Below are 25036 nucleotides of genomic sequence, written 5' to 3' on the forward strand. Positions count from 1 at the left end.
TACTTTGTGAGTTTAAGCCTATCTAACAGGCTGTTTATACGCCTTTACTTAATCATTGTCGCTTCAGTAATTTTAATAGGCTGGAGTGTTGACTACCTCTGGCAGTCCCACCATACAACTAACCAAGATACTTTTAATCATGAAGAAGTTCTCTTATTGGCGACTAAACTAATAGAGACAGCACCACCTGAGAAATATTCAGATATTCTCAAATCAATTAATCAGATAAGCCCCCATCAACTCACTTTATTATCCAACGAACAAATACAGGCTGATGAATTAAAAATATCATTAGCTAATGGAGAAATTATCACGCTACAAAATGGTGATAATGAATATGTATCTTACAAGCAGCTCAACAACTCAGATCAATTAATCTCTATTGATGTCCATATGCAACCAGAAAAAAATTCCGCTAAATATATCTGGTTGCTAATATTTTATTTGTTAATTGCCGGCATTGTTTACCTATGGACTTTACCCTTAAATAGAGATTTAAAAATTTTAGAAAAAGCCGCTTCTAGTTTTGCTGATTCAAAATGGGAAGCCAATGTTGATGTATCTAAACACTCACCAGTAAAACACTTAGCTAATGCATACAACAATTTGTTGATCCGAATTAAACAACTAGTTAATGATCAACAAGAAATGTCACATGCTATTTCACACGAACTAAGAACACCATTAGCCAGAATAAAATTTTCCATAGAAATGGCAAACAATAGTCATGATATTGAAATGATTCAAGAACAACTCGATAGTATCACTGAAGATATTAATGAAATACAGCAGCTTGTAGATGAACTGTTAAGCTATGCCTCATTAGAAAAAAGTTCAACTGTAGCCAATTATGAAAAAGGTAATATCGAAAGTCTTATTTTAACCTTAGTTGAAAAGCTACAACGGAATTCACCGGACAAAAAGTTAACTTACGAAATAAAATCATCAAACAATAACATTTATTGTGATAGTTATTTAATCGAAAGAGGCTTGCAGAACCTCATTATTAATGCTCAGAAATACTGCCACTCCAAAGTTCATATTACCTTCACTCAAATAAACAATACTAACCAACTACTAATTGATGACGATGGTGAAGGTATTCCAGAGTTTGAACGAATTCGAATTTTTGATTCATTTGTAAGACTTCAAAGTCAGCAAAAAACGTATAAAGGCTTTGGTTTAGGTTTAGCGATTGTTAAACGGGTTGCTCAACTTCATGAAGGCAATGTATTTATTCATGAATCTCCAATGGGTGGAGCAAGATTTGGAATTGAGTGGCCTAACACAATTACCCAATAATTATTGCTCATACAATAACCTATTACCAGCAAGTTAACTCAATAATATAGAGCTAGTTATTTAATAATAATCACTCCTTTTTCATTTCCTCTTGTAACCAGGCCATAAACACTTTTAACCGGGCTAACTTCGCCGATCTTGGGTTGTACACCAAATAACGTTTAAAAGATACTGGATGCTTAATTTGAAAAGGCACAACCAATTCACCCGTTTTAACGTATTGAGAGACTATAGATTCTGAACACAAAGTTACTCCATGACCACTTAAAATAGCACTCAATGCCATATCACTTGAACTAACTTCTAGCTGTTTTTCATGTGGCTCATATTTTGTCACTCCAGCAGTTTTAAACCAAATATCCCAGCTAAAGCTTTTTGAATGAGACAAACTAACCAACCAACATTTCAATAAATCTTCAGGTTTTTGAAACTGAATTTCATCCGCAAGTTTTCGTGAACAAGCAGGGTAAACATAGTCGTTACTAACAAATTCATAATGCATACCATCATCAACATTATCACTGATTGATAATCTGAAACGAATGGCAAGATCAATGTGTCCCTGTTGTAGATCTTCCAAATTATTAGATGTGACAATTCTTATTTTAATTTCAGGGTGTTTGAGTGAAAATTGAAACAATCTAGGCATTAACCAAAAAGAAGCAAAAGACTGCGTTGATGTAACCGTTAACGTGCCCGCAATGCTTTCATTTTGAATACGATTAAAACACTGAAGCAAAATATCAAATGATTGTTGTGTAGCATGGTACAACTTTAAACCACTCTGTGTTAGTTGCATCATCCTCCCACTCCGAAAAAATAACTTGGTTCGTAGAGACGATTCCAATTGACGCATTTGCTGACTCACTGCAGCCTGGGTAATAAATAATTCTGTAGCGGCTTTACTATAGCTTTGATGTCTAGCGGCACTCTCAAACGTGACTAAATTATTAAGATGCCTTAAGCGTTTATCCATACTAATTTGTCCCTATCTATTCACCTGTAATATAAGTATAACTTATATTAACTATAAAATAGTATCGTTGGTTTAATTTTCAACCTGAATGCAGAATAGGCTCATTATTCGATTTTGAGTTCCCAACATGAAAAATAAAACACATAAAAAACATAAAGTTAATAACCAAACACAATGTAAAGCTTGTAATATATCTAATATTGAAATAATTAAACAAACGACTCTATCAGATAAATTAAGCGCAATATCTAATAATTTAGGATTATCTTATGCTATTTACCAAAAATAATAATTATTGATGCCAACATTATTAATGCCTTATTATCTCAACCTTTCCATTTTGGAGAAAAGAATGAAAAAAGTACCTTTGCTGACTTCTTTACTTATCAGCTCACTAACACTAGCGACAACTGCTTTAGCAAACATTAGCCACACAGCTAAACAAACAGCCGAATATGCAGTAGCCACTTACCAAGCCCAAATTATTGATAGTCTCCAAAAATTAGTTCAACATAACACGGTTGCTAAAACAGATACTCCCTCTCCGGAAAACCCAGTGCACCAAGCTTTTAAACAAGAGTTAGCACGCCAAGCTAAACAACTGGGTCTTGATTTTACCGATCATGGGTATATTGTTGTCATTGGTCTCGGAAACAGCCAAGAGCGCATTGGTATGATCACTCATGGCGATGTTCAACCAGCTACACCTTCAAAATGGAAACAGTCTCCCTTCGATTTAGATCTCACCTCAGAGCCAGGAAAATTAATTGGTCGTGGCACAGAAGATGATAAAAGCACTATCGTCAATGCCCTTTATGCTATGAAATCAATCAAAGATAAAAAGGTGAAATTAAAAAAACGGATTGAGCTTTATATTTATATGGCAGAAGAGTCTGATTGGGAACCACTAAGAGAGTTCGTCAAACAACATCAATTACCTCAAATCAATATTACACTGGATTCTGAATATCCTGTTGTAACCGCCGAAAAAGGTTTTGGTACAATATTGTTAACATTTTCTTCAGATAAAATAAATTCTAAACTTCCCTATATTAGTTCTTTTACAGGTGGACTTTTTAAAAGTCAAATACCAGAAGATGCCACAGTAACGATTGAAAACGTCAAACAAGCACTAGTCGATCAACTGAAAGAAATAGCTCTGCAAGAGAAACAGCTCAATTTTCATTTTAAACAAAATGGTCAACAACTAACCATCAAGGCACTCGGACGCTCAGCACACTCATCAAAGCCAGAGCATGGTATTAATGCAATCACATATTTAGCCTCTTTACTCAATTTTCAAAGCTGGCCTAATAATCAGAGCGGTGCAATGGTTAATTTTATTAATGAACGATTAGGTACCAATTTATACGGTGAAAACTTTGGAGACATTGCATACTCAGATAGTTTCATGGGGCCAATGACCGTTCAACCAACAGTGATAAAAAAATCAGAAAAAGGTATTACACTTTCAATTAACCTGAGAAGACCCGTTGGTAAAACCAGACAGCAGTTAGAAAAAGAACTAGCACAATCAATCAAACAGTGGGAAAAGAAAAATAACTACCATTTACAGCAGATCGCTTTTGATATCAACGAACCATTTGTGCAAAAAGATTCGCCTCAAGTTGATACCTTATTAGCAGTGTTCTCTCTCTATACAGGTATAAAAAACCCAAAACCAATATCCATTGGTGGTGGTACTAATTCAAGACTATTCCCAACAGCAGTCAGCTTTGGACCAACAATGCCAGGTAAAGAGTATACCGGTCATAGTGAACATGAATTTATTACCATGGAGCAATTTATTTTAAATCTGAAAATGTATACTGCCGCTCTAATCGAACTTGCCCAATAATTAGTTTAACAATTGCCCGCCTTAACTAAAGCAACAATATTGGTAGTTAAGGTTTTTTTACCCATTTTTATGAGCACATCGAACAGCAGGTTGAGATAAGTAAATAAAATAGCACAACGCTATCGCAGCCAGATTAGTTGATACTGGATTAAAAGCACCTGTAAGCAGTTCAGGCATGAAGATGGCGACATCAATCAGCAGAACTAACAAGATTCCTGCAGCAATATAGACAGGTAACAACCAAGTGTTTTTAAAGGTAATTAAAATTGCAAGAATAATTTCGATGATACCAGCAGTATAAGATATCCAAAAAGCTGGAACAGGCAATTGATGAGCTTTAACCATTGCCAACTCAATCGAATTTAAATAAAGTAATTTAGGCACTAAACCGTGATAAAAAAAAACAAAAGCAACAGCCAAGCGGCTTATCAGGTTGACCTTTTTTAACCTTCCATTCATAAAAACCTTTCGTTATCTTCCCTAGAAGGTAATAAACATTGTTGGTATTTACCAAATAATAGATAGCGATTTAATGCTATTCGGTCATATAGCCAATTACGTATAAAGAGAGGAAAAAAGCGCAAGATAGATAATGCTTTCCAAGGATAATTGAGCTGTTGAATCACTCTAAAAAAGGCATCACTCTTTTCGAACAGTCGACTCCCTTCAAGATACAACATAGTATCAAATGTTTTGGTTGGCATATCATAGTGCTTCAGTATCGCTTGACCTTTTTCTGACTGAACTGCCGCGAGTTTAAAGATCATTTTTTGATCGTATTTGATAATAAACCGACTCCACACATTGCAAAGCCTACAAACACCATCAAACAGAATAACTTTGTCGGTTGAAGAAATATGCGGAGGAAAACTATTTTGAAGTTGAGTCATGTTTCCTCTGCTGATGTTCTAACTGGTTACATAGCGAACTACCTAATATAAAAAGCACCATAATCAGCTGCATTAATCACATTTCCATTCCAATGTGAACTAACCGATGCACACTCATAAACGTAAAAGCGAACTTCTTTTTGTGCAGTAAATGCGGTTAATATCATAGATGCCATTGTCCTAAATATCTCAGGATTATTAGGGGTTGGACGAATAAAGATATAGCCGCTTTGTCCACACTGATGAATATCAGCAAAATTTCCACTCACTAATATGCCTTCATTTACATATTCTAATTGCGTTGGTTTTGTCCAAACAGTAAAACCACTTGCAAAACAACTACTAGACACAAACAATAATACTAAACTAATAAACTTCTTCATTAAAACTCCTGATAACTCATAATATTTTAAATATATATTTTGCCCTTTAAAGCCCAAAAGCTTCAAACAAAATTTTCATCTATCCGTTAAATAAAATAGTTAAAGCGCCTCATTAACATTAATAATGGCTCCACCTTTAGTTTTATCTTCAACTTGTTTTTCCCGCAAAGCCAATTTTTCGCGTACTGATTTTTCAATCGAGTCTACCAGTTCTTTATTATCAATTTTGTGGCTTTTTTCTCCGCCTTGATATAGCAAACTGGCATTCAAACCACCAGTTAACCCAATGTCCGCTTCTTTCGCTTCACCAGGGCCATTCACTACACAACCAATAATAGCGACATCCATTGCATCACGCACATCTTCTAAGCGCATTTCCAACTCATTCACTGTTTTAATGACATCGAACTGCTGACGTGAACAAGATGGGCAAGCAATAAAGTTAATGCCTCTTTGGCGCAACCCAAGCGACTTAAGAATATCAAAACCAACTTTAATTTCTTCCACCGGATCGGCCGCTAACGAGACTCGAATAGTATCACCAATACCTTCAGCTAATAGCATGCCTAAACCCACGGCTGACTTCACTGCTCCCGCTCGCAAACCACCAGCCTCGGTAATACCTAAATGCAATGGCTGTTCAATTTGACTCGCTAAAATTCGATAAGCAGAGACTGTCATAAATACATCTGATGCTTTTAAACTAATTTTGTAATTCTGAAAATTATGTCTGTCTAAAATATCAATATGGCGAAAAGCTGATTCAACTAAAGCTTCTGGCGTTGGCTCACCATATTTCACTTGCAGATCTTTCTCTAATGAGCCTGCATTAACACCTATTCTAATTGGTATATTATGATCTCTAGCCTTCTCAATAACGGCTTTTACACGTTCTTCATTGCCAATATTACCAGGATTAATTCTTAAGCAATCTACCCCATAATCAGCAACTTTAAGTGCAATCTTATAATCAAAATGAATATCAGCAACTAGAGGAACAGGCGAAGCCATCTTAATTTGTTTAAATGCTTCAGCAGCATCCATTGTCGGTACAGAAACACGAACTATGTCAGCACCAGCATCTGCAATTTGCTGTATTTGAGCTAAGGTAGCCGCAACATCACAAGTATTTGTATTAGTCATACTCTGTACAGCAATTGGCGCATCTCCACCAACAGCTACATTTCCAACCATAATTTGTCGACTTTTTCGTCTTTTTATCCAGGATATACCTTTCATAATCTATCTATCTTGTCATCTATTAAACTCAACAACTATTCAAGTACAAAAGTTGCTCTACGCCCTGCTTTAAAGTGAGTCAGGTCATAAGCTTGTCCTTGAAAATCAAGTGTTACCGCAGACGGCTCACCTAAAATCACAGAAATAGGTGCAACTCCCTTTAGTGGCATCACTTTACCTCCTTTTTTAACGCCAACAGCGATTGCTTCTCCATTAGCATCAACAATTTTCACCCAACAATCGGCAAAAAACTGAAAACGCATTGAAACAACAGGTTCAGTTTTAAGCGGTTGGACAACCTCTTTTGTATTGGTGATATTGATATTTTTGGGCGTTAAATTTTGTTTACTCTCATTGCTGCTACTTAATGGCGTTGAAGAGTCAGCTGATAATTTTTCTTCTGGTTTAACGCCTTGAACAGTTAATGGTTTAACCCTCTGTTCAGTCAAAATTGTGGAATTGTTTTTAACCTTAGTGACAATATCATCCGATGATAACTTTTCAGTGTCCAACTCATTGCTTGAAACCAACACACTATCTTGGTTAACCACTTCATTTTTGTTTTCAGCTATCGGCTTAACGGTCGGTTCAATTTCAGTTTGAACACTGGAGTTTTCTGTTTGTAAATTAGTAAAAGATATTTCATTAACCGTTGCTGTATCATCATTATTTTGAGCAATGAACTGTTTCCATAAGCCAAAGCCACCAAAACTGATAATCGTAGCAATAATAACAAAAGTAATTAATTTAAATGTCCAGCTATTTGAATTAATTTCTCGAGAACGAGAGCTAAAGTTCGATACGATTTTGATGTTTTGAATGGGTTCACTGTTACCACCAGTTTGCTTGTCAAATTCCGCACAAATCGACTCAATATCAACGCCGACTTTTTGCGCATATGAACGCAAATAACCTCGCACAAATGCAAGAGGAATACCTTGTTCAAACTGGTTAGACTCAATGTCAGTTATTACTGTCAACGTCAAATTCATTTGATCAGCAATATCTTGGCTTGTTAAGTTTTTATTTTCTCGTGCCTCAACTAATAAAGCGCCAATATTCATTGCCGTTTTGTTTTCATTTTTATCTTCAACTACATCCATCGCTTTTTATCATCCAGATATTCTGCAGTTTCATCACTATCAGGGAAACGACGCTCAAGAATTAACCCATATTTAGCAATAGTATCTTTATCTCTTAAATAATGTGCTGCTTTTAATGCTAACCAGGCAGACTCAGAAGTCGTACTAGCATTTTGCTCGAACCTCTGTATATAATTTAAAACTCGCTTATAACGTTTTTTTCCAAACTCAATTTTCGCCATTTCCATTAATGCATCGGGACGTCGTCTGTCTCTATTAAGCGCTTTCCTAAAATAATCATCAGCTTTATCAATTTTATTTTGTTTTAACGCACAAAACCCGATGTTAAAAAAAGCTGAAGCCACATCGGTATAAGTGGGTATTTTAATCGCTTTCTGAAAATATTTTTCAGCGGTATTATAGTCCCCTTTTTCGCACAGAAATGCGCCGTAACCATTCAAATATTCAGGTCGGTTTCGATCAATCGACAAGGCTTCTTTAAAGTGCTCTTCTGATTTTTCAAGCTCTTTGATCCGCTGAAAATAAATCCCCAATGCATAATGAACGTTACCCGAGTCTGGGTTATATGAATAAGCTTTATCAAAATGAAACTTTGCTCTAGGGTAATTTTGACTCTTCAAATAAGTTAATCCATAACCGACTCGCTTTTCAGCAGCCGCTTTTTTATCAAAACCACCGTCAACAGCCGGCTTTGTTGAACGCCCTACATTTCCGGTTTGAGTCTGACGTGTTGTTTCACATGCAACTAGCAAACAACCGATTAAGACTATCGCTATTTTTTTTATCATAGACAGCACCTTGAACAAATAATTTTCATCCCCAATGGACATCACTTTAATTCTACGACATCAATTTTTCTTTGACGTCTTTCTTGGCGTTTAGTTCTATCTGCAACTTTACCGACAAGTTGCCCACATGCCGCATCAATATCATCACCACGAGTTCTTCTGGTCACCACAACAAATCCCTTTTTCATTAAGATATCACCAAACTTGTCAATATCCTTCTGGGTTGATGTTTCATATCGTGTTTTTGGAAAAGGATTAAATGGAATTAAATTAATCTTACACGGCATATCTTTTAAAAGACGAGCCAACTCTCTAGCTTGTGCAGGTGTATCATTAACGCCTTTAAGCATCACGTATTCGATCGTGACTTTCTTGCTCGCTTTTGAACTATCCAAATAATGTTTAACCGCCGGAAAAAGTTTTTCAATTGGATATTTTTTATTGAGCGGCACCAGCTCGTTGCGCAATTGGTTATTAGTCGCATGTAAAGATAACGCCAAGGCCACATCTGAACGATCAGCTAACTTTTCAAGCCCCGGAACCACGCCAGAAGTACTTAAAGTAACACGTCTCTTTGATAAACCATAGGCAAAATCATCTAACATTAGATCGAGCGCTTTAACAACATTATCAAAGTTAAGCAAAGGCTCTCCCATTCCCATCAAAACAACATTTGTGACACTTCTGTTACCGGTAGTACGAATGCTACCTAATCGACGCACCGCAAACCAAACTTGTCCAATAATCTCTGCTACAGATAAGTTTCTGTTGAAGCCTTGTTGAGCTGTTGAACAAAAAGAACAATCTAATAAGCACCCTACTTGAGAGGAAATGCATAATGTTCCTCTTTCTCCATCGGGAATTAAAACGGTTTCTATCGCTTGTCCATCTTCTAATCTGAGCGCCCACTTGATTGTACCGTCATCTGAAATTTGCTCAGTGATAATTTCAGGCCCTTTGATTTCAGTGGTCAGTTTTAGCTTTGCTCTTAACGATTTGGAAATGTTGGTCATCTCATCGAAATTATCAACACCAAATTGATGGATCCATTTGACGACTTGAGGTGCACGAAAAGGTTTTTCTTCAATATCTTCAAAGAATCTAACCATTTCATCGCGATTCAGGTCGAGTAAATTTAATTTATCACTCATTGCATCACCTTTTGCGATAGGAAGGCCTAAGATTATAACACGCTATCTTATCGAGAACATAATTCAAAGATAAACTTGTATTAAAACAGCTATATCAAAAAAGCCTGCCAAAATAATCAGTTATATGACTATCTTAACAGGCTTTCGAGTATACTTTAATATAAAATTAGCGAGTACGAGCGCAAATTTCTTCATCAGAGAAGAAATAAGCAATTTCTCTTGCTGCTGACTCAGGCGCATCCGAACCATGTACCGCGTTCTCATCAATCGAGTTAGCAAAATCAGCACGTAATGTACCACGAGCAGCTTCAGCAGGATTAGTAGCTCCCATGATTTCACGGTTAGCTAAAATGGCATTTTCACCTTCTAACACTTGTACCATAACTGGGCCAGATGTCATAAATGCAACTAAGTCATTGAAAAAAGGACGCTCTTTATGCTCAGCATAAAAACCTTCTGCTTTTTCTTGACTTAAATGAACCATTTTACTGGCAACGATTTTAAGACCAGCGCTTTCAAAACGCGCATAGATTTGACCAATTAAGTTTTTAGCAACAGCATCTGGCTTAACAATTGAGAATGTACGTTCGATTGACATCGATTTTGCTCCAAATTAAATATTATAAATCAATAGGTTAGTAAAAATTATTGGCATCATTAGATGCTGAGGGCGCGTATTATACACGGGTATTTAAGGATGTAATAGGTTTGCATGTTATTTAAACAGTTATCATCAAGTTGCTAAATAAAATACCTGTAATATTGCTGCTCTGTACATACTAAATTATTCGGCTGTCTGCTTAAAATAGTTAGAATTGAGTCAGTTTATCTAGCTCTACTCCTTCTTGATCAAAAAAACGTTTTTTAAGCCTAATCAATGGAAGTACTTCCAAATCGGCATAATCACAACCAGTTGTCATCGGATCAATCTGTTTGTCTTTATCTCGGTGTTCTAATGGATGGCCAAATCCATTTTTAATCATTTCAAGCATTGCTTGATAACCTGGCTTAAAAAGCTCAAGTTGACTAAAGTTATTTTTGATCGCTTTAAAAATAGCGAGTCCAGCATAATCCAGATCTCCCCAAAAGTAACACTTCAAATCAACCGTTGATTGTCCCATTAACCAATCAATAAAAACCTGTTGTTCACCCAAACTATCTACAGATTGATGCAATACAACTTGCTCCAGCCTTCGCACCTTATTGCTTGATAACTTAAAGCCTGCTGAATATAACAGTGCCGTATGTCTTAGTACTTCGACCGATTGTTCAATCAGTTGATAGTAAGTATCTTGATTTTCAATCCATAAAACCGCAGAGTAATTTTCTGGTAAATAAAAATTAACCACAAGTTTGCTCCGAATAAACTGCAAATCAGGAAACACTTGCATAAGCCAGTCGGCTTTTGAGTCCAGCAATTTTGAGTCTCCCCAAAAAAATCGAGCGCTTAACTCTCTTAGTGTGCTTTTAGAGTTAGCATTTTCTGCCATTAAAAATAATTGCTTCAATACTTCTGCATGAGAAAAAGCTGAAAACAATAAAGGGGTTTTCTTTAATCGACTAATATCACAACACAATGAAAATTGATTTGCTTGTATCAATTGATCTACGGCTAATTGCCATTGAGTTAAATCTGAAGAATCATCGAGTTCTAACCAATAACAAAGTGTACTAAAGTTGTGTAAAGGTAAGGTAATTTTTGCCCCACTCCAGTCAAAATCATAATAGTCTTTTTTAGCATTTTTTTTAATCAATAGAAAGTGCGGACTCAGTGATAATAAAAAATGCCAGCTTTGTTCACCAGATTCATTATGTGGGAAGAAGTTATTTTTTAATTTTTTAAAAGGTGCATTTTGTCGACTCGAATTTTTAATAACTCGTTGATAAAACCAATTCAATAAGCTTTTAATTTCTTTCTCATCATCAAGCCATCGAGGTTTAGTAGACTCAACCTGCATAATAATTAACCTTCAGCTTCCAATTCACTTAAAAAATCTAACTCAGCTTGGCGATAAACGGTTCGCTTATGATTTGCCCACAAAGCTTGAATTTTTTCTTGATTACAAACCTTACGGTCAACCAACACGCAAGTTTTCAGCTCTCCTCTAAGCTGTGAAGAAGGACACTTTGCAAAAACAAACTCATTACTGATTAAGTCCATAAAAGGTCCACACTTGCTAGTTGGCATAATAAACGTTAATTGCAAACCCAATGATTCCGTTAAATAATTAATCACTTCTCTAGAGCGAGTCTCATCCATTTTTGAAAATGCTTCATCAACTAACACGGTTCTTAAGTGGCAGCGACCTTCAGAAAACCGAAATGCAGAAGTGATCGCAGCGGCTCTAATAATATAAGCAGGTGTTTCTAACTGTCCACCAGATCCAGTTCCATATTCGCTCAATGCAATTGGTGGCTTTCCTTCAACTTCTTTATAAATTTCATACTTACGGTAGTTTCGGTAATCGGCTATTCGAGCGAGCTCCCGAAGCGCCTTATCATTATTCTCATCTAATAGCATATCCATCAAACGATCACGCACTTGAACAGATTCTTTTTTGAGTTTCGCCTGAAATAAGGTTAAGCCATCACTCAATTCAGGGTTTTTGATGACATCATCAAAGAAACGTGCATATTCTCTAAACTCAGGAACCCAGGCATAATCAAAACGAAAAGTTTCTCTATCATCACCAAACCGATGGTTTTGTAATTCGCTATTTAACATATCAATTTGGCGTTTACCATCATTAATAGCTTGATGAATAGAGTGACACAAGTTAGTCACAAAAGTATGATTAAAACTCTCTTTGAGTTGCTTAAGTTGTTGATGCTTTTCTAATAATATATTATTTTTCAAACGATTAAACAGGTTATCTACCTGATTTTGTAGCTGAACAACTTTACTAAAAAATTTTAAATTTAATTCTCCATGATAGGCATCATAAATTAAAGCATCACCGGGCTGGCAGATTTGATTATGTTGTTTGATCAATTCATCGAGTTTAATCACCTGCCGATGCAACTGACCTTCTTGTTCTAATAATTGCGCTTGTGCTATATCTTGGTTTAAACCTTTGGCTGCTATTTCTGCTTGCTCTAAGTACTTATCAAGTTCAAAATCATTCCAAACACTCGATAGTGCTTGTAGATCCTTTTCGCATTCATCAACAATACGGAGTGTTCTTTCTTGTTCATCACTTAATTTAGTAAAGTTTTTAATTAGTGTTTTCAAATTATCTTTGAGCTTGCCCCGCTCTTCTATCAATTCAATTCCTTCTAGCTTTCTTTGCTTTTCTTCAATTGTGAGCTGTTCTAATTTATCTTCTAATGCTTGATGATCAGAAAGGTCAATTTGTTCCATTAAATTTTCTATTTTCTGCAATTCTCTTCGACAACTTAATGCATCACCTAACAATTCTGCTAAGTGAATTTCATTTAATTTAGCTACTTGTTCATTCAGTTGTTTTACCTCAAGCATTCGTTTGTTAACATCATTCCATGTTTGAGTTAATTTTTCTAATTCAACTTGCTGACCAACTAAAGCTCGTTTTCTTGCCTCTAAACCAAAAACTAAATCACTATCACGAATATCACAACGAAACATCGCATAGTTACCCGATGCAATACAGTTGACCGTTACCCCACGCCGAGTAGAACGTAGTTCATGTTCATTATCTACTCGAACGACACTACCATAGCTAGCCATAATAAAATGTTTTGCTGTAGCATGTGTAAATTGCATAACATGAAAAATGGAGTGTTTATCTAGACTAATTTTCTGTGCATCTTGCTCTGCTTTTTTACCTTGAATAATACGAGCTCGATTAAACTTTCCAGGTAAAGCTCTAACAATACGAATTGCATCGGCTTCAAATTTTTCATCAACAATGATTGAAAAACGAGCTCCACCTAAATAGCCTTCGATAGCAGCCTGCCATTGACTATCAGAAACCTCAACATGATCACATAACACTCTTGGATCCGCTTGGGGGCATTCTAATTCTATTGCTTGAATTGCTTTTTCAACATAGTCGGGATAAATGATTTTTTGATTTTCTAATTTTTCGATTACTTTTTCTTTAACAGCTCTTTCTTTTTCAACTTGTTGATAAGTTTCTTCTAAACGATCTAAACGGTTATCAATTTGGCTGCTTAACGGTTTTACGCTTAGCTGTGGTTCAAACCAGGCTTGCTTCCACTGATTAATACTCGTTTGAACTTTCCTAAAGTCATCTAGCTGAATTTCTAATTTTTGAATATCATTGAGAATATCAGCACTAACTAAATCTTGAATGTCTAATACATTATCAGGATTAAGAGAAAGTAGCTTTTTGCCTATACTTAGCAAACTCAAACCTTCGAGAAAAGTAAGTTCATTCTGAATGGTTGGTGACTGAATTAACTTAACAATCTGTTTTGTTGCTAATACGCTGTCATCCAGAGATTGGTTAGATTGTAGCAAACTCACCCCAATTAGACTGAGTTTTTTGTTTTGTATTTCTCTTTGTTTTTCTAATTCATCCTTCTGTTGTAATGCTTCAATCCCCATTCGTTGTGCTTCTAAAGCCACTCTTTGTTCATGCAACTGCTCAACTCTTTGTGTATTAATTTCTACGAGCTTTTCAACTTCGGCTTGTTTAGTTTGAATCAGTTTTTCTTTATTCTTTGCCGTCATATAGTCTTTTTGACGTACAAGGTATTCTGACTTAGCAATTGTGTAACGCGCAACTTGGAGATCTCGCCAGTTTTCAATATAAGTTTGCCCACAATTAGCAGCAGCATCTAATACATTAACAGACTCTTGAATACGAGAAGCATCTCGTTCCATTCCATGAATGGTTTTAAGCTGCTCAGAGATTGAACGTATTGCTTCGCCTAAATCTTTTTTCTCTAAAATTTCATCAGCAACAAAACGATCAATACTCTGCACTGGCTTGTAAGCCATAAACCGAGAAAAAGCTTTAGCGGCATTCATCGCTTCTATCTCTGTTACGGCATCTTTTTTTCCACGCAACGCACCATACAATCGGCGTAAATAAGCTCGTTTGGTATCATACTTTTCAACTGCATTTTTACCAAACATTTGGATCAAACTAGTATTTAAATTATCCAGCGTTAACACCGATTGGTTAGGCTGCAAATCATCTAAACTTAAGGCCCTGTTTTGCTGTTGCGTTAAAATATAAAAAACCAACTCATCTTGTCTGGCTAAACGATTTTGGCTCGCAGTTTCTAACCAAGCCCTTACACCAATCAATGCAGTAAAGGGAACACCATTTTCATCTTGTGATGGGTAGAATAAAGCCGCCATATAGCCATCGGTTGGATTAAGCCGCGAATAACTACCATCATCACAACCTAAAACATAAGAGGCGAGAGTTCGCACTTTTTTTCCGCCGCGTCCTTTTTGTGTTGTTTCATCTTGCCCAGGGTTGTATTGAAATAAGTTTTCATGCGCGGCAGTCATTATAGTTTGAATAATATCGGCCGCCGTCGTTTTACCAGAACCATTACCACCAGAGAAAAGGTTGATTGGTCCAAAATCAAACTCTCCATTAGGTAAGTTTCCCCAGTTAACCATGATTAATTTCTTAAGATACATCGGGAGCCCCTTGAATTGTTTCTTGCGTTTCAATATCAGATATAATTATCTTAGAATCATTTTCTTCTTTTTTATTTTCTTTAACATTACTTAATACATCAATTGCAGAGTAACTAACAAAAGTAATGATCATTGGATGAATTTTGATCCAACCTTCTCCGCTATCAAAAGCTTCATCAGCACGAAACTCAATGAGTCGTAATTGGCGTAACCGTTGAAAAAGTTTTTTTCGTTCTGTGAGCTTTTCTGGCAAGTTACGTCCTAAAAGGTTTTTAGCTGCAATCGTTACTGACTCGATTGAATCAAGCGCATAGCCAAACTCATCAATTTTTCCTTCTTTAAGTGCCTTTTCATACTGTGCCCGAATAACTAATACCAGAGCCACTTCATATTGTGACAACCTTTGCCGTAAACTACCACTCCATGCATTATCATCAGCTTCTTTTATTCCAGGAATTTCACTCGACGGAGGAAAGGCTCTAACATAACCAAAACGAGTATCTACATGTATTTGTATGCCCATAATCGATAAATACTCTTCCACTAATTCTTTGCAGCGAATAAAACGATCAAATAGCAGTTGTTCTGTCTGACTTTCATTTCTCACAATGACCGAATAGTTAATTAATCGAATCACTAGCTCTTGAAATTCAACTAAAGAAATAGTCAAGCTCTCTAACCGTTGTTCGAGATATTCTGGTAACTGCATTATTTTTTTCTCACTAATTCAAGCATAAACTCATCACCGTCAATAAAGTAATCATCACTGACTCGATTACCTGTCGGCTGTATTTTAAATTCAAATTCACTTGATTGTCTGCCTGCACTAGCAGCTTCTATAGCATGACTACGCATCAGTAATGATTTAGCATCATTAATAGGCAATTGATGAAGTGCTATTTGATGTCCTTTACCAAGTGCATCTAATAAAAACTGGCTCAACTGTTGGTTATTAACGGTAAAAGCTTTCTCTAAAACTTGTTGTAAATAAAAGTTCTTGCGAGCGACTTCATCCATTGCAACAATTTTTTCTACACTAGTGTCTACAATTTTTTTGCTTCTGCCTGCATAAATTTTAATTTGAGCAGGATCAATAAAACCGGTTTTTAACTCAGCAATATGTTCACCAACTTGAGACATTGCTTGACCAAACTCATCTTCACTTAACGATACTAGTTGGCGTAAATTCTCTAAAAACTGATCACCGCCACCTTGATGACTAAAGCTGAGCTGACGCATAATAATGTCGGCTCTACGTGTAAAATTAAGCAATGCTTTACGCAATGCAGGTAACATAATTTCACTCGCATTGTGAATACGTTGTTCTATTTTTGCTAATAAAGCATAAAGTAAAGATTGCATTTCTGAATTAATCAGTTCAGGTGCACTTTGCCTTAACTCTTTCTCAACTTTCAGTTTAAATTCTTTTCTTTTGCGCCTTATTGCACTAATGGTTGCTACAATTTCATCTCGATATTTTTCAACACTGTCAACCGATAAACGAATAGCTAAATCAGGTACAAATCTTTTTTCCATAAAATCAAAAAATTCATCACTAGCTTTTTGAACTAACTGTTGTGATTCCACCTCTTGAATTAGCGCACGTTTACGTTCCTCTAATTCACCAATAACATCCGTAAAGTCACTAATAATTCGTTCTGAATATTCATAAGCATCTAACAAATCATAAACATCACCTTGCTCTTGAAACATTTTAAGTGCATTACGTGTGTTTCTTGTATTTCTATGACGTGTTCTAAAACGCCCTTGATTAAGCTCAACAATCGGTTGAGTAAACAAGCGGCCAATTCGAGTAAAACCATAAGAACTTTGTAAAGTTGCTTCATCAACTTGTTTTTCTAACCAAGCATGCTCCAACAATAAATTTAGTGTCCAACTTGCCTGTTCTCGCTGACTTCTAACTGGTTGATTAAATTCTTCTTCAGAATCAGCTTCTAGCAGTGGCGCTCTGGTAATCGCTTCTTCAAAACATTCAATCAACATTTCGCGAGATAATAGTTGGGAGTAATCAGCTTGACTGGTATAAAGCCGACTATAAAGTAGCTGAAGACACTCAAAAATCTGCTCTCTATACTTACTGGTTAATGGTCGAAAAAAATCATGATGCTGACCGTCAAAAAACATAAAACGATACCTTGCGAAAAATCGACTATTTAATATATGTGGCAGTCAAAAAAATCATTGATAAACCGTTGGATCTGAGTCAATGGCCAAGTTAAATGCTTTTTGACGTATTAAGCAAGAGTCACATTGCCCGCAAGCACGTCCTTTTTCATCAGCTTGATAACAGGATACCGTTTGCGAATAATCAACACCTAAAGATTCTCCTAATTGGATAATTTCTACTTTAGTTAAATCAATTAATGGAGTGACAAGCTTGACCCCATTACCTTCAATACCAGCTTTCGTTGCCAAGTCAGCCATTTGTTGAAACGCTTTAATATACTCTGGACGACAATCTGGGTAACCGGAGTAATCCACTGCGTTCACGCCAACAAAGATAACCTCTGCTTGTAAAACTTCAGCCCAAGCGAGCGCAATCGATAAAAAGACAGTGTTTCTCGCCGGAACATAGGTGACAGGAATATTCTGTTCGCTAGTATTTGCCTCTCCAGTGGGCACTTCAATCGAATGGTCTGTGAGTGCAGATCCCCCAAAAGAAGCTAAATTTAAATCAATAATTTTATGTGCTTTGACCGAGCTATTAGCAATTATTCGCTTGGCAGCTTCAAGCTCCGATGAATGCTTTTGACCATAATTAAAACTTAGCGCATAGCATTCATAATTTTGTGATTGAGCAATGGCTAAACAGGTTGTCGAATCCAAACCACCAGAAAATAAAATTATTGCCTTCTTAGAAGTCATTTTTCACCTGTATTCAATAATGTTTAAGCTATTTGCCTATAAAAGTAACAACTAGTGTCCAGCAGCATCGTTCCAAAGAATTTTATGTAATTGAACCTGAAATCTGACAGGCAAATTATCTTCAATAATCCATTCTGCTAGCTCACGTTCATCTAACTCACCAAAGCAAGGAGAAAAAATAACATTAGTTTTCTCTGGCAAGCAATATTGATCAAGTTGCATTTTCGCCCAGTTATAGTCTTTGCGACTCATTAACACAAATTTAACCTCGTCAGATTGGTCGAGATATTTAATATTGGAATACAAATTTTTAGCCATTTCACCCGAATCAGGTGCTTTTAAATCCATCACTTTACAAACCCGTGAATCAATACCAGAGACGTCGATAGCCCCACTAGTTTCAATTGAAACTTGATGCCCCTTATCACATAAGGCAGTCATCAGTTCTTCACACGGCTTTTTCTGAGCTAATGGCTCTCCACCAGTAATACATACATGCTGTGGTTGATAACTCTCAATTTTGACTAGTAGATCGTCCAACTCCCAATAATCACCACCAGTAAACGCATATTCAGTATCACACCAAACACAACGTAAAGGACAACCCGTTAGACGAACAAACAAAGTTGGCTTACCAATCGATGAAGACTCACCCTGGAGGGAATAAAAGATTTCTGTAATTCTTAAACGCGACAAAGTTATTATTGGCTAATAGCTGAAAAAACCGATTTTACCGAAGTTTTGTTAAAAAGTCTGCGAGAAATAGTTGCTGATAGCAAGGTTTAGACAATAGAGTTTCAAGCTTTTTTGCCAGAAACTCGTGATTGAATAGTGTTTTAATGCCCTGACTGTTTGAGATCTAACAACCCTTTACGTGCAAGTTGTTGTTGTGCGCCACTATGGTTAGACACAACCTCATTATATAGTGCTCTTGCTTCTTCCCACTTTTGTTGCTTCACCTTAATTTCAGCAAGCTTAAGAATGGCTGTTGCAAGTTTGCTCGACTGAGGAAATTCAGTTCTCAGTAAGCTGAATTGTTTTTCTGCTTCTTCTAATTTTGATTGAGCAAAATAAACCTGACCAATCCAAAATCTGGCATTATCAGAAAAACCACCTTGCGGATATTTAGCTAAAAAAGCTTCAAACCCTTTAACCGCCTCTGCATACTGTCTATTTCTGACCATTTTAAATGCCGCTTCAAACTCTTCTCGCTCGCCACTCGAAGTAGCGTTATGCGACTTTGTAGCAGGCTGAGTTGTCGGCTTAGCAACAGTCGTTTTACTATTTTGAACGGTTTGACTGACAGGTGCGGTATTGCGAGGCAATGAACTCAAACGGTTTTCTATATCACGATATAGATCACGTTGTCTTTCTTGAATTTGCTGTAGCTTAAATTGATGCTCTTCAACAATGCCACGTAATTCTTTAACTTCATTTTGCAACTCAATCAGTTGCATACTCATTTGCGATTGTAATTGATTTTTGGTTTGATTTTGCTTCTCTAGCTGCGTAATACGCTGCTCGAGAGAAAGATTAGATTGTGCAGTAGAGGTTAATGAAAAAGTGGCAGCGATTGCTGCCACTATTAGTAAGGAATTACCCTTCATAGTCTAAGATACCACGGCGGTTCTGTGACCATGCACTTTCATCATGACCGTCAACTGCAGGCACTTCTTCACCTTTGCTAACCGTTTTGATTTGTGATGCAGAAACTTCGTTTAACATTAAGATTTGTGCAATCGCTTTAGCACGACGCTCGCCTAATGCTAAGTTGTATGCTGGCGTACCGCGCTCATCACAGTGACCTTCAATAGTGATTGTTATACTTGGGTTTTTAGCAAGAAACCAAGCATGTTTTTCTAATAATGCACGACCATCACTGTTAACAGTATCGTCATCAAGATCGAAGTAAATCGTTCTTGCTTGACGGGCTTCTGCATTAATACGTGCTTCGGTTACTTCAGGTGGCTCAACGTCCTCAATAGGTGCTGTTACCGTATCTTCAACAACAGGTTCTTCAACAGGCTCTTGAACTTCTCCTTGCTTTGACGCACAGGCAAACAAAAATGCTGCTGATGCAACAATAATTAGACCTTTCCCCAATTTGGTTATAGACATTTAGATTACTCCTATTTTTTAGCTTTTAGATTAAAATTATGAAATTTCGCACATTATCCACGATTTCTACAGCTAATAACAATGATAAATTCCAAAAACCGTGACCTCTATCAATTTAAGTAAGGTGACCAAACTGGTGCTTTTACTTCTCCTTCACGTGAAGGAAGACGAGCTTTAAAGCGCCCATCGGTTGAAACCACCGATAATACCCGTCGATTACGATAAACAGTCGCATAAATAACCATGCTACCATTTGGCGCTAAACTGGGTGACTCATCAAGCGATGTTTCCGTCAGTATTTGCATGGTATTGGTCTCTGTGTCCTGTACCGCAACGTGAAATATACCATTAGTTCGGTTAATAAGCACCATTGTTTTTCCATCGGGTGTTAAAGATGCGCTGGCATTATAATTACCCTCCCAGGTAATTCGCTGTGCGCGATTGCTTGCCAAGTTTTGCTTATAAATTTGTGGTGCTCTGCCACGATCAGAAGTAAACAATAATGACTGTCCATCAGGCGTCCAGCTGGCCTCTGTTTCTATAGAGCTAATACTTCTGGTAATTCTTGAAAAACGAGAACTGACCAAGTCAAGCACATAAATTTCACTATTTCCGTCTCTAGATAGCGTTACTGCTAAACGGCGTCCATCTGGTGAAAAACTTGGAGAATCGTTAATGCCTTCAAATGCAGCCACTCTTTTACGGCTATTGGCTTTATAGATATCCTGAATATAAACTTGAGAACGGCCATTCTCAAAGGATACATAAGCCATTTTTTGCGCATCTGGCGACCAAGCAGGTGACATAATTGGTTGAGTGCTGCTATATAGGGTTTGTGGGGCGTAACCATCTGAGTCAGCAATCATTAAACTATAAGGCTTAGGTAAATTCTTGTTAACACTTACGTAAGCAATTCTAGTTGCAAAAGCACCTCTCTCTCCCGTTAGCTTTTGGTAGATTCTGTCTGCAATTCGGTGGGCATGAAAGCGCAAGTTTTTAGGCTTAACCAATGCTGTGTAACTATCAAGTAAGTTACGATCGACGGTGACTAGCTGGCCATTTCTGACTTCTTGTTTCTTCTTAAACACATCAACCAATTCATAACTAACTTTAAATCGACCGTCTGGTTGTTGCTCGATTTTCCCCACAACAACCGCTTCTATGCCTTTCTCTCTCCACAATGCCAGATTAACTTTGTTATATTCATCAACCTGTTGAATTAATAAATGTCTAGCCATTGGGTTAAATTGACCACTACGGCGCAGATCAGCACCAATAACTGCCGCAACATCTTGTGATGGGCGATCAGCAACGCCTTTCCAAGAAAAAGGCAATACAGCAACAGGCCTAGCATTATCCATACCTGACGTGATCACAATATCAATTTCGGCGTTAACTTTAGTTAAGAAAATTAAACCACCTAAGAAAATAGCCCAAGCCCACTTTTTACTCATTACTTTCATCATTCCTATTATCTAGTGTCAAATTAATTGATTTAAGCACCTCAAACACATCAGGATCTTTAGAAACAGGTAACGGCTCCGATTTATAGATAGCTCGCTCCCCTGAAACACAGTGCTGAGAACTACCTTCCACAACAGAAACACTGAGAACCAAGCCTCCTGGTGATAGTTTTAATTTAAACTTACAGTGCCCTTTAGAAGATATTATCCAGTTTCTGCGAACCCTTCCTTCAATTAATTTGGCATATTTATCAACTTCACTCATCACCTGTTGTTGATGAGCCGCTTCTAACTCCGCCGCTTCAGCATCCATTTGTGCTTGCATTTCCCGCTCTAAAGCTTCTTGTCTCGCTTTTTCTTCAGCAGCTTTGCGTTTACGTTCAGCCTCTTCTTTTGCCTTTCTCTTTCTTTCAGCTTCTTCCTTTCGCTTACGCTCAGCATCTGCTTTACGTTTACGTTCCGCTTCGGCCTTTCGCTTTTTTTCTGCTTCTGCTTTCTTTTTGCGCTGCTTTTCTTCTGCAATCCGCTTTTTCTTTAAGTCAGCAGTCTTCTTTTCCTCTAATTTGCGTTGCTCTTCCGCTTTTTTCCGCTTCTTTCGTGCATCTTCAGCCTTACGCTCTTCTTCTTTGCGCTTTCTAGCCGCCTCTTTTTCAGCATTTTTTAATTGTTCTAAACGCTGTTTTTCACTCTTTCTCTTATCAAGCCTTTCTTTTCTCAGCTTTTCAACTAGCTGCTCAACTCGTTTACTGTTAACCGCTTTGGCATTAATTTGAGGTTTAGGTGCGCCAGACTGCTTAAGCTCAACTTTAGAAAATTGAAAATTGGATAACAATAAGGCTATCAGCCCAATGTGGGCTAAAACAGACAAAAATATGGCAACTTTCAACTTCATTAACTAATTTGTTTCCTAAATAAAAATAAAACCTGTCTCAAACATCAACACATCTCATACAACTATTCTGGATCGGTCATTAAACCGATTGACTCGATTCCTGCTTCTGTTTGCAATAACACCATCAACTGGACCACTTTATCGTAAGGAACATTTCGATCACCATTGATCATTATTTGAGCTTTAGGGTTCAATTTTAAGTGGGCCATAACTAACTCAACCAGCTCATGTGACTCAAGCGCCTGATCAGATGAGTCACCGACAGATAAATAATAATTACCACTCGCATCAATGCTGGCAATCAATGGGGGCTCTTCGTTAGCCGATATTGGCTCAGCGCTGGCTTCAGGCAAGTCAACCTTAACTCCTGCCGTTATCAACGGCGCCGTAATCATAAAAATAACCAGTAATACCAACATCACATCGATATAAGGTACAACATTGATTTCAGCTACCGGACGCCGCCTGTTTCTACGTGAAATCGGTACGCTATTCATAAGTACTTACTCACTGTGCAGATGCACTACTATGTGCTTTACGGTGTAATATTCCAGAAAACTCTTCAACAAAGTTTTCATACTGTGTTTCTATTCTTTGTACCTGATGGGTAAAACGATTGTAAGCAATAACTGCCGGAATTGCGGCAAAAAGCCCCATAGCAGTAGCAATTAACGCTTCGGCAATACCGGGGGCTACCATTGCTAAGGTCGCTTGCTTGACAGAACCTAAGGCAATAAATGAGTTCATGATTCCCCATACAGTACCAAATAACCCAACATAAGGAGTGGTCGAACCAACCGTTGCTAAAAATGACAAATGAACCTCAGCTTTGTCAATTTCACGGGAATAAGCCACTCGCATTGCTCTGTGTGTACCATCCATGACAGCTTGAGCAGAAGTTCCTGACTGTTTTCGTAAACGGGCAAACTCTCTATACCCAGCTAAAAATAATAATTCCATTCCTGTTGGATGAGTTTGGTGGCTAGTTAAGTCATTGTATAATTTACTTAAATCAATCCCAGACCAAAAGCGCTCTTCAAACTTATTGCCTGCTTTGAGCGCTGATTTTAGCCCCCGGCTTCGTTCTAGAATCATAGCCCAGGAGATAATAGACAATAGAAGCAATCCAACCATGACCAACTGAACAACAATGCTGGCCTCTAGAAATAAATTTAAAATTGACATATCAGCTGACACGCTGAAGCTCCTCTTTAACGGCTGCCGGTATTCGGCAAGGTGTAAACGAATCCAGTTTTAAACAAACTATTTGGATATTAGCTTTGCATAAAGTCTGCTGACGCTCTTTATGCCTATAAAGTTTTTGTTCAAAGTTAAAACTGGCACCTCGAACTTGAGTGATAGAACTCACTATGTCGAGCTCTTCATGTAATCGTGCTGGTTTTAAGTATTCAATATCTGCCTTTTGTACCGCAAACACAGTGTTATTAGCCAGTAGTTGGGTTTGATCGACCCCTATCTTTTCTAACCATTCGCTCCGTGCACGCTCAAAGTACTTCAGGTAATTGGCATGGTAAACAACACCACCAGCATCTGTATCTTCGTAATAGACTCGGAGTGGCCAAATAAATTCCGTCAACATTAATTATATTATTCTGTTAAGCAAATACTTTAATGGCAGCACTATAACGAATTGACAGCGAGAATTTAACCGCTAATCTGTAAATTTTTATAATTTTGAGTAATTTCTCAAGAAAATAGGCTAAATAGTTGAAATTTTTATGTATTTCAATAAAAACTGTTGGTGTATTCTGATATATCATTATTTTTATTTAAGCAGTTAACGTCGACTAATAGTTAGTGGCTATTTTCAACCAGTATCGCTTCTATACAGGCTATTCAGTCCAATATTCACAGGTAGGATTAATACGAGCACCAACCTCCCCTTCTTTTTCAAAGTTATAATCGAGGTAGCCTTCAGAATCTAAGAAATAAACACCTTCTTGATAAAAACATAAAATAGTTTGCCAAAAATCATCCATACTGAGTGCAATTTGGCTTTGACCATATTCAGGCGCTACTCGATAAATACTTCCATCACTGCTATCCAAAGAAAAATAACAAGAAGAATTATCAGCTAGAAAAGGAAGATGGACACTAAGATGACTGTATGCTTTTTCAAACTTCTTCATTTCGCCTTCAAGTTCATTTTTATGAATCAGCCTAAACCCTGGAATAATATCCATCAATGACTCGTCACTGATAGCTTTAATAGTTCCTTCCGCAACAGAATATATAAACGACAGCGGTTCAGGAATATGATTATCGACTAAATTAGTTTTAGAAAATCCAACAGCCTGTTTGTATTTTGGTCTTTGTTGAATCGCAGCATTTAAAACTTTTTCAAATTTCATGAGTACTTATTTG

General features: G+C 37.1%; 25 protein-coding genes. 2 read left to right on the forward strand and 23 right to left on the reverse strand.

Translation table 11 applies throughout. The features are described from left to right. Window positions 1-6 precede the first annotated feature (6 nt). Entirely contained in the window at window positions 7-1302 is a 1296-nt protein-coding gene (locus tag ACT5E3_RS18330) for an ATP-binding protein (protein ID WP_444994997.1), read from the forward strand. Window positions 1303-1372: 70 nt separating this feature from the next. Here ACT5E3_RS18330 and ACT5E3_RS18335 read toward each other — a convergent pair whose 3' ends face one another. Further along, on the reverse strand, window positions 1373-2278 hold the full coding sequence (locus tag ACT5E3_RS18335; RefSeq protein WP_444994998.1) for a LysR substrate-binding domain-containing protein: 906 nt from the start codon (window positions 2276-2278) through the stop codon (window positions 1373-1375). Window positions 2279-2630: 352 nt separating this feature from the next. On the opposite strand from ACT5E3_RS18335, the gene ACT5E3_RS18340 reads away from it, so the two are divergent. Further along, window positions 2631-4136, forward strand: coding sequence for a dipeptidase (locus ACT5E3_RS18340; protein WP_444994999.1), 1506 nt, complete (start codon window positions 2631-2633; stop codon window positions 4134-4136). Between the two features lie 57 nt (window positions 4137-4193). Here ACT5E3_RS18340 and ACT5E3_RS18345 read toward each other — a convergent pair whose 3' ends face one another. The 22 genes from ACT5E3_RS18345 to ACT5E3_RS18450 form a co-directional block, all read right to left on the reverse strand. Then, entirely contained in the window at window positions 4194-4595 is a 402-nt protein-coding gene (locus ACT5E3_RS18345) for a DoxX-like family protein (protein WP_444995000.1), read from the reverse strand. After that, a complete protein-coding gene (locus ACT5E3_RS18350) occupies window positions 4592-5026 on the reverse strand; it encodes a thiol-disulfide oxidoreductase DCC family protein (protein WP_444995001.1) in 435 nt (144 codons plus the stop codon). Before ACT5E3_RS18350 ends, ACT5E3_RS18345 begins: the two co-directional genes overlap by 4 nt. A gap of 38 nt (window positions 5027-5064) precedes the next feature. After that, window positions 5065-5409 (reverse strand): hypothetical protein, encoded by a 345-nt coding sequence (locus tag ACT5E3_RS18355; RefSeq protein ID WP_444995002.1) that lies wholly within the window; start codon window positions 5407-5409, stop codon window positions 5065-5067. A gap of 99 nt (window positions 5410-5508) precedes the next feature. Then, a complete protein-coding gene (gene ispG, locus ACT5E3_RS18360) occupies window positions 5509-6648 on the reverse strand; it encodes a flavodoxin-dependent (E)-4-hydroxy-3-methylbut-2-enyl-diphosphate synthase (RefSeq protein ID WP_444995003.1) in 1140 nt (379 codons plus the stop codon). 35 nt (window positions 6649-6683) lie between these two features. Next, window positions 6684-7751, reverse strand: coding sequence for a RodZ domain-containing protein (locus ACT5E3_RS18365; RefSeq protein ID WP_444995004.1), 1068 nt, complete (start codon window positions 7749-7751; stop codon window positions 6684-6686). Further along, complete coding sequence (pilW, locus tag ACT5E3_RS18370; protein WP_444995005.1) at window positions 7742-8539, reverse strand: type IV pilus biogenesis/stability protein PilW; 798 nt, start codon at window positions 8537-8539, stop codon at window positions 7742-7744. Before pilW ends, ACT5E3_RS18365 begins: the two co-directional genes overlap by 10 nt. A gap of 41 nt (window positions 8540-8580) precedes the next feature. Then, the gene (gene rlmN / locus ACT5E3_RS18375; protein WP_444995006.1) at window positions 8581-9690 is read right to left on the reverse strand and encodes a 23S rRNA (adenine(2503)-C(2))-methyltransferase RlmN; all 1110 of its coding nucleotides are present in this window, start codon (window positions 9688-9690) and stop codon (window positions 8581-8583) included. A gap of 166 nt (window positions 9691-9856) precedes the next feature. After that, on the reverse strand, window positions 9857-10288 hold the full coding sequence (ndk, locus tag ACT5E3_RS18380; protein WP_444995007.1) for a nucleoside-diphosphate kinase: 432 nt from the start codon (window positions 10286-10288) through the stop codon (window positions 9857-9859). 211 nt (window positions 10289-10499) lie between these two features. Then, window positions 10500-11648: a Wadjet anti-phage system protein JetD domain-containing protein gene (locus ACT5E3_RS18385; protein WP_444995008.1), complete on the reverse strand. Its 1149-nt coding sequence runs from the start codon at window positions 11646-11648 to the stop codon at window positions 10500-10502. A gap of 5 nt (window positions 11649-11653) precedes the next feature. Further along, complete coding sequence (locus ACT5E3_RS18390) at window positions 11654-15292, reverse strand: ATP-binding protein (RefSeq protein WP_444995009.1); 3639 nt, start codon at window positions 15290-15292, stop codon at window positions 11654-11656. Next, a complete protein-coding gene (locus ACT5E3_RS18395; RefSeq protein WP_444995010.1) occupies window positions 15282-16001 on the reverse strand; it encodes a DUF4194 domain-containing protein in 720 nt (239 codons plus the stop codon). Before ACT5E3_RS18395 ends, ACT5E3_RS18390 begins: the two co-directional genes overlap by 11 nt. Further along, a complete protein-coding gene (locus tag ACT5E3_RS18400; RefSeq protein ID WP_444995011.1) occupies window positions 16001-17437 on the reverse strand; it encodes a Wadjet anti-phage system protein JetA family protein in 1437 nt (478 codons plus the stop codon). The genes ACT5E3_RS18395 and ACT5E3_RS18400 overlap by 1 nt, the downstream gene beginning before the upstream one ends. A 54-nt stretch (window positions 17438-17491) precedes the next feature. Continuing rightward, window positions 17492-18178, reverse strand: coding sequence for a 7-cyano-7-deazaguanine synthase QueC (gene queC / locus ACT5E3_RS18405; protein ID WP_444995012.1), 687 nt, complete (start codon window positions 18176-18178; stop codon window positions 17492-17494). A 51-nt stretch (window positions 18179-18229) separates the two neighbouring features. Then, entirely contained in the window at window positions 18230-18874 is a 645-nt protein-coding gene (gene queE / locus ACT5E3_RS18410) for a 7-carboxy-7-deazaguanine synthase QueE (protein ID WP_444995013.1), read from the reverse strand. Between the two features lie 140 nt (window positions 18875-19014). Next, window positions 19015-19785 carry a tol-pal system protein YbgF gene (gene ybgF, locus ACT5E3_RS18415; protein ID WP_444995014.1) on the reverse strand — a complete coding sequence of 257 codons (771 nt, stop codon included), beginning with the start codon at window positions 19783-19785 and terminating at the stop codon, window positions 19015-19017. Continuing rightward, window positions 19775-20296: a peptidoglycan-associated lipoprotein Pal gene (pal, locus tag ACT5E3_RS18420; RefSeq protein WP_444995015.1), complete on the reverse strand. Its 522-nt coding sequence runs from the start codon at window positions 20294-20296 to the stop codon at window positions 19775-19777. Before pal ends, ybgF begins: the two co-directional genes overlap by 11 nt. Window positions 20297-20406: 110 nt before the next feature. Then, the gene (tolB, locus tag ACT5E3_RS18425; protein ID WP_444995016.1) at window positions 20407-21750 is read right to left on the reverse strand and encodes a Tol-Pal system beta propeller repeat protein TolB; all 1344 of its coding nucleotides are present in this window, start codon (window positions 21748-21750) and stop codon (window positions 20407-20409) included. Then, a complete protein-coding gene (tolA, locus tag ACT5E3_RS18430) occupies window positions 21743-22651 on the reverse strand; it encodes a cell envelope integrity protein TolA (RefSeq protein WP_444995017.1) in 909 nt (302 codons plus the stop codon). The genes tolB and tolA overlap by 8 nt, the downstream gene beginning before the upstream one ends. A gap of 62 nt (window positions 22652-22713) precedes the next feature. Then, the gene (tolR, locus tag ACT5E3_RS18435) at window positions 22714-23148 is read right to left on the reverse strand and encodes a protein TolR (protein WP_444995018.1); all 435 of its coding nucleotides are present in this window, start codon (window positions 23146-23148) and stop codon (window positions 22714-22716) included. A 10-nt stretch (window positions 23149-23158) separates the two neighbouring features. Next, entirely contained in the window at window positions 23159-23848 is a 690-nt protein-coding gene (tolQ, locus tag ACT5E3_RS18440) for a protein TolQ (protein WP_444995019.1), read from the reverse strand. Beyond that, window positions 23838-24251: a tol-pal system-associated acyl-CoA thioesterase gene (ybgC, locus tag ACT5E3_RS18445; protein WP_444995020.1), complete on the reverse strand. Its 414-nt coding sequence runs from the start codon at window positions 24249-24251 to the stop codon at window positions 23838-23840. Before ybgC ends, tolQ begins: the two co-directional genes overlap by 11 nt. Before the next feature lie 253 nt (window positions 24252-24504). After that, on the reverse strand, window positions 24505-25023 hold the full coding sequence (locus ACT5E3_RS18450) for a hypothetical protein (RefSeq protein ID WP_444995021.1): 519 nt from the start codon (window positions 25021-25023) through the stop codon (window positions 24505-24507). Window positions 25024-25036: the final 13 nt, after the last annotated feature.

It is taken from the genome of Aliikangiella litoralis (genome assembly GCF_052495765.1).

What these genes read in the sequence shown, in the direction of transcription:
- ACT5E3_RS18390 (WP_444995009.1), bottom strand. Translation starts at nt 15,292, where the DNA reads ATGTATCTTAAGAAATTAATCATGGTTAACTGGGGAAACTTACCTAAT.
- pal (WP_444995015.1), bottom strand. Translation starts at nt 20,296, where the DNA reads ATGTCTATAACCAAATTGGGGAAAGGTCTAATTATTGTTGCATCAGCA.
- ACT5E3_RS18340 (WP_444994999.1), top strand. Translation starts at nt 2,631, where the DNA reads ATGAAAAAAGTACCTTTGCTGACTTCTTTACTTATCAGCTCACTAACA.
- queC (WP_444995012.1), bottom strand. Translation starts at nt 18,178, where the DNA reads ATGACTTCTAAGAAGGCAATAATTTTATTTTCTGGTGGTTTGGATTCG.
- ACT5E3_RS18385 (WP_444995008.1), bottom strand. Translation starts at nt 11,648, where the DNA reads ATGCAGGTTGAGTCTACTAAACCTCGATGGCTTGATGATGAGAAAGAA.
- tolR (WP_444995018.1), bottom strand. Translation starts at nt 23,148, where the DNA reads ATGAATAGCGTACCGATTTCACGTAGAAACAGGCGGCGTCCGGTAGCT.
- rlmN (WP_444995006.1), bottom strand. Translation starts at nt 9,690, where the DNA reads ATGAGTGATAAATTAAATTTACTCGACCTGAATCGCGATGAAATGGTT.
- ispG (WP_444995003.1), bottom strand. Translation starts at nt 6,648, where the DNA reads ATGAAAGGTATATCCTGGATAAAAAGACGAAAAAGTCGACAAATTATG.
- pilW (WP_444995005.1), bottom strand. Translation starts at nt 8,539, where the DNA reads ATGATAAAAAAAATAGCGATAGTCTTAATCGGTTGTTTGCTAGTTGCA.
- tolA (WP_444995017.1), bottom strand. Translation starts at nt 22,651, where the DNA reads ATGAAGTTGAAAGTTGCCATATTTTTGTCTGTTTTAGCCCACATTGGG.
- ndk (WP_444995007.1), bottom strand. Translation starts at nt 10,288, where the DNA reads ATGTCAATCGAACGTACATTCTCAATTGTTAAGCCAGATGCTGTTGCT.
- ACT5E3_RS18450 (WP_444995021.1), bottom strand. Translation starts at nt 25,023, where the DNA reads ATGAAATTTGAAAAAGTTTTAAATGCTGCGATTCAACAAAGACCAAAA.
- ACT5E3_RS18345 (WP_444995000.1), bottom strand. Translation starts at nt 4,595, where the DNA reads ATGAATGGAAGGTTAAAAAAGGTCAACCTGATAAGCCGCTTGGCTGTT.
- ACT5E3_RS18395 (WP_444995010.1), bottom strand. Translation starts at nt 16,001, where the DNA reads ATGCAGTTACCAGAATATCTCGAACAACGGTTAGAGAGCTTGACTATT.
- ybgC (WP_444995020.1), bottom strand. Translation starts at nt 24,251, where the DNA reads ATGTTGACGGAATTTATTTGGCCACTCCGAGTCTATTACGAAGATACA.
- ACT5E3_RS18335 (WP_444994998.1), bottom strand. Translation starts at nt 2,278, where the DNA reads ATGGATAAACGCTTAAGGCATCTTAATAATTTAGTCACGTTTGAGAGT.
- ACT5E3_RS18365 (WP_444995004.1), bottom strand. Translation starts at nt 7,751, where the DNA reads ATGGATGTAGTTGAAGATAAAAATGAAAACAAAACGGCAATGAATATT.
- ACT5E3_RS18355 (WP_444995002.1), bottom strand. Translation starts at nt 5,409, where the DNA reads ATGAAGAAGTTTATTAGTTTAGTATTATTGTTTGTGTCTAGTAGTTGT.
- ybgF (WP_444995014.1), bottom strand. Translation starts at nt 19,785, where the DNA reads ATGAAGGGTAATTCCTTACTAATAGTGGCAGCAATCGCTGCCACTTTT.
- ACT5E3_RS18400 (WP_444995011.1), bottom strand. Translation starts at nt 17,437, where the DNA reads ATGTTTTTTGACGGTCAGCATCATGATTTTTTTCGACCATTAACCAGT.
- tolB (WP_444995016.1), bottom strand. Translation starts at nt 21,750, where the DNA reads ATGAGTAAAAAGTGGGCTTGGGCTATTTTCTTAGGTGGTTTAATTTTC.
- ACT5E3_RS18350 (WP_444995001.1), bottom strand. Translation starts at nt 5,026, where the DNA reads ATGACTCAACTTCAAAATAGTTTTCCTCCGCATATTTCTTCAACCGAC.